The organism is Acinetobacter sp. (assembly GCF_050285345.1).
Classification (GTDB): domain Bacteria; phylum Pseudomonadota; class Gammaproteobacteria; order Pseudomonadales; family Moraxellaceae; genus Acinetobacter.
In genome coordinates, this window is the sequence record NZ_JBLZXR010000009.1 from 1 (window position 1) to 4253 (window position 4253).

Sequence of the window (4253 nt, forward strand, 5' to 3'; positions counted from 1 at the left end):
AATGCAACCAAAGCCATTAACCACTTGATCAAAGTCAGCGATTCAATTGAACTTCTAACGGCGGAGCTGCAAGCATGAAAAGAGCATCTCGTAATGACCGTTTAGCCACGATTCATGTCGGTAAAAAAACATTGAATCTGGATGAAGATACTTACCGTGACATGCTTGAGCATGTCACTGGCAAGCGATCTGCTAAAGATATGAATATGGATGACTTGCTAAAAGTCATTCAGCATCTAGATCAACTTGGTTTTTCCAAACGCAATTTTGGTAAGAAACCAAAAGTGAAACTGTCTAAAGAAGCCTTGATCGGAAAAATTGAGGCGCATTTAGCGGAACATAAACTACATTGGAATTATGCAAAAGGTATTGCAAAACAAATGTTTCAAAAGGAAGCGTTAGAATTTTGTGCAGAAAACGAACTCTGGCGTATAGTGGCAGCATTGGAGTACAAAGCTAAGCGGGCCACTAATGAAACAAGACGAGTACCTAAACAAACTACCAGAAAACCTTCGGCTGATCATTCAGCTGACTGACTATCGAACTGCCATGATTCTGACTAAGCATTATGGCGGTTTTGATTATAATTTCCCTCCTCTTAAAACCATTTCTGAAAGCCATGAACTCGCTGAGCTTCTTGGCTTCAATAACTTAAAAAAGCTTTGCCAGTATTGGAATGGGGTTCCTGTATATATTCCTAAATCTGATCGTTACCTTGGCCTTTTGCGTGATAAACGTATTGAGCAAGATTTAGAAGAATTGGGGGCAACGACCCAAGTACAACGTGAATTGGCAAAAAAATATAACGTTACTCCGCGCTGGATACGTTCAGTTCGTAAGAAACAAGTTGATAAACCAGCCACTACAATCAAACAGGATCGGCAATTAGATATGTTTGCCTGCTAATTAAACCTTTGTTCTCCACAGACCGCCTTCATTTAGGCGGTTTTTTTATGGAAGCATTTCCGCAAGGAATAGATCGCAAAATCATCAAAACTTACAAGACGTTAAATAAGAGTTTATTTAAATGTCTGAAGATCAAAAAAAGAAGTTTGTGCTATCGAAACTGAGCTTAGGCCGTCTTGAGGGTGTACATGCTGACTTGGTTAAAGTCGTTAAACGTGCAATTGAAATCACTCCACAGGATTTCATGGTTACTGAAGGCGTGCGTACCAAAGAGCAGTGCTACATCAACTATGGTAAAGGCCGAACCGCAGCCCAATGCACTGCAAAAGGTGTCCCTGCAAAGTATGCCCAACCTAAAGCTGCCAAAGTCACTTGGTTGAATAATCCACTCTCTAGTAAACACGTAACAGGTAAAGCTGTTGATTTGGTGCCTTACCCTGTTGATTGGAATGATTTATCTAAGTTTGACCAAATGGCTCAGGCTATGTTTGCTGCTGCCAAAGAGTTAGGTGTTTCAATTCGTTGGGGTGCAGATTGGGACAATGACGGTAATTACCGCGAAAAAGGTGAATATGATTCACCGCATTTTGAACTTTGAGGAATCAGATCATGAGCCATAAAAAATCTAAAGTTCCTCATTCATTGATTCAAACACGTATTCAGCAAGGCATTCGGGCACAAATTGAAAAACGTGGCAATGCTGATTATCAGCATGGATATGAAACTGGGCAAAAAGACCTTCAGTTGATTGTAAATGCCAATGAGTCGGACAAGATCCAAAAGTTACGTTTGAATATCTCGAACCTTGAAAGTCAGCTAGATCAGTCAATGCTGACGCTCAGCGAAAAAGATGCTTTGTTGATTAACCAAGGTCAAGCCAACAATGCCAAAACCCAACAGATTCTTGACCTTAAACATAAGCTAAAGCAGAGCGAAGCCAACCTACAAACTGTTCGTCAAGAATACGTCATGGGAGTTACTGGCACTGTAAATAATGGGTTCTTTGTCCATAACTGGCGTGATGGTGGTAAATGGCTAAGCAACATGTTTTTTAGTCTGATTGCATTCTTTGCTGTTACGCCAATTCCACCAGAAGTACTTACAGTACTACCCGACAATATTCGCCTGTACGTTATTGCGTTCTGTGCATTCTGCGGATGTTTCAGCCGGTTTATTAATCAAAGCAAAGGCATTACGCAATGGTCCTCAAAGTCTTAGTGCGTAAAAGTCCTGTAGTCGTGATGGTGTATGCAGTCATGGATATTTATGACTGTATGCGCCATCCGATCCAAAGCTTTCAATATTTAAAAAAGAGAATCCGACATGCAAAAAAAAATTACGTTCTCCCCCAAAGCGATCATTAGTCTAGCGGACTTCGTTCTAAAAAATTATGGACACATATACGAGACAGTCGAAAAAGGCATTGAAATTACCAAGAAGACCTATGGAAATATCATGCTGACTACTGAAGCTGTCTATAACCTGCTTCGTACTACAGCCGACTATATGCAGGCTGTTGAAAATGAAGGTGTACTCAAAGGTGTAGCGAAGAAAGAAGCTGTGCTGGATTTTATTGTTAAAGAATATCTTGAAACAACGGCTGAAATTAAAGCCATTTGGGCTGGTTGGCGGACGACTGTGTCCTGGTTTATTGATCAGTTGATTGCCATGCTGAATAGTGGCCGCTCTGTGCTTCAAACCTTTGTGGGTTAAGGGGGAAATGTGGCGATTCAATTAGAGGCTTATCAATGGATCATGATTCTAATCACGATCATTGGTACCGTCATTGCGACCATTAAGATCTTATGGGGCCGCATTGAAGAAAATCTGAATAACAACTTTCAAGTCATGCAAACCAAACTTGAAGATGTTGCTAAGCAATCTGCTCAAAACTCGGATGACATTCGTGATCTGGAACGTAAGTTCTATAAGTTTCAGATTGATTTGCCGCACACCTATGTTGCCCGTGAGGACTACATCCGCGGCCAAACTGTGATTGAAGCCAAGCTTGATGCTTTGGCTTCAAAAATTGAAAACGTTCAAATACGCCAAGGAATGAATAAACCATGACAGATATTGTAAAAGCCCGCCGGGAAAATATGCGCTGGCTATTGCTGAATGCCTTAAATAATGCACGTCCTTTAGGTGCTATGGACGTACTCGCTCTAACGGTTGTGCAAGCCATTTATCCAGATGCTACCGCCAATGAATTACATGCTCAATTAGCCTATTTAGAAAATAAAGAACTAGTTGATATTCAACGGAAGCCAGATGGACATTGGCATTCTCTCCTTAATTCTAACGGAATTGATGTAGTGGAATATACCGTGAATTGTCCTGCTGGTATTGCTCGCCCGACGAAGTACTGGGGGTAATTATGGCGAAGCCCTCTGCAATTGATCAGCTCAATCCTGATGATAAGTTTTGGTTAGATACCTGGTTCAAAGATAAAGGCTTTTGTGGCTATGTCGAGATTGCCGAAATCTTGATGGAGCGTGGTTATAGCATCAGTAAGTCTAGCGTCCACCGTTATGGGCAAAAGCTTGAACAGAAGCTTGCAGCGGTCCAAGCCTCTACCCAAGCTGCCATACTGATTGCTGATGCTGCACCAGATGATGGAGATGTCCGATCTCAAGCAGTGTTATCCCTGATTCAAACAGAACTTTTTAATGCCTTAATTGCATTGCAAGAGTCGAATGACCCTGATGCTGATCCTGCTGACCGCTTAGCCCTTATTGCAAAATGCGGTAAAGGTATTGCTGAAATTACCAAGGCATCTGTGAATCAGAAAAAATGGATGTTGGACGTTCGTGACCGTGCTGAGAAAGCAGCTCAAGCGGTTGAAAGTATCGTTAAAAAAGGTGGTTTATCTGCTGAAGTTGCTGCTGATATTCGTGCTCAAATTCTAGGAATTGCCAAATCATGACAAATAGCCCAGTTGATCTTTTACAACCTGACTTTGACAGTAAGATTCCAGCAGTACTGCTACCTTATCAGCAAGAATGGATTGCAGATAAAAGTCCGTTAAAAATTGGTGAAAAGTCTCGTCGTATTGGTTTGACTTGGGCAGAAGCTGCTGATGCTGCGTTAGAAGTTGCAAGTGATAGATCCGCTGGTGGTCAGAACTGTTATTACCTTGGTTATAACAAGGATATGACTGTTGAATTTATTCAAGCCTGTGCAATGTGGGCACGTGCCTATAATCTGGCTGCTGCTGAAATGGAGGAAGGTATTTGGGAAGATGGTGATAAGGAAATTAAAACTTATATTATTCGATTCCCAAATTCAGGCTTTCGTATTGAAGCCCTCACCAGTCGTCCTTCCAACTTACGTGGTCGTCAAGGTCG

8 protein-coding genes and 1 pseudogene are annotated in these 4253 nt (G+C 41.6%); all 9 read left to right on the plus strand.

What is annotated here, in order from left to right; genetic code table 11:
- The first annotated feature begins 74 nt into the window (after window positions 1–74).
- Window positions 75–536 carry a gp16 family protein gene (locus ACN6OV_RS00845; RefSeq protein ID WP_427948834.1) on the plus strand — a complete coding sequence of 154 codons (462 nt, stop codon included), beginning with the start codon at window positions 75–77 and terminating at the stop codon, window positions 534–536.
- A 13-nt stretch (window positions 537–549) separates the two neighbouring features.
- A complete protein-coding gene (locus ACN6OV_RS00850; protein WP_427948835.1) occupies window positions 550–906 on the plus strand; it encodes a Mor transcription activator family protein in 357 nt (118 codons plus the stop codon).
- Between the two features lie 121 nt (window positions 907–1027).
- Window positions 1028–1504 (plus strand): M15 family metallopeptidase, encoded by a 477-nt coding sequence (locus ACN6OV_RS00855; RefSeq protein WP_427948837.1) that lies wholly within the window; start codon window positions 1028–1030, stop codon window positions 1502–1504.
- 11 nt (window positions 1505–1515) lie between these two features.
- Window positions 1516–2124 (plus strand): hypothetical protein, encoded by a 609-nt coding sequence (locus tag ACN6OV_RS00860; protein ID WP_427948839.1) that lies wholly within the window; start codon window positions 1516–1518, stop codon window positions 2122–2124.
- A gap of 105 nt (window positions 2125–2229) precedes the next feature.
- Window positions 2230–2619 carry a hypothetical protein gene (locus ACN6OV_RS00865; RefSeq protein ID WP_427948841.1) on the plus strand — a complete coding sequence of 130 codons (390 nt, stop codon included), beginning with the start codon at window positions 2230–2232 and terminating at the stop codon, window positions 2617–2619.
- Window positions 2620–2628: 9 nt separating this feature from the next.
- Window positions 2629–2976 carry a hypothetical protein gene (locus tag ACN6OV_RS00870; protein ID WP_427948842.1) on the plus strand — a complete coding sequence of 116 codons (348 nt, stop codon included), beginning with the start codon at window positions 2629–2631 and terminating at the stop codon, window positions 2974–2976.
- 29 nt (window positions 2977–3005) lie between these two features.
- On the plus strand, window positions 3006–3281 hold the full coding sequence (locus ACN6OV_RS00875) for a hypothetical protein (RefSeq protein WP_427948843.1): 276 nt from the start codon (window positions 3006–3008) through the stop codon (window positions 3279–3281).
- Window positions 3282–3283: 2 nt separating this feature from the next.
- On the plus strand, window positions 3284–3832 hold the full coding sequence (locus ACN6OV_RS00880) for a DUF3486 family protein (protein WP_279732542.1): 549 nt from the start codon (window positions 3284–3286) through the stop codon (window positions 3830–3832).
- Window positions 3829–4253, plus strand: a pseudogene (locus ACN6OV_RS00885) (hypothetical protein); the annotation flags it as partial. The gene ACN6OV_RS00880 and the pseudogene ACN6OV_RS00885, both read left to right, overlap by 4 nt.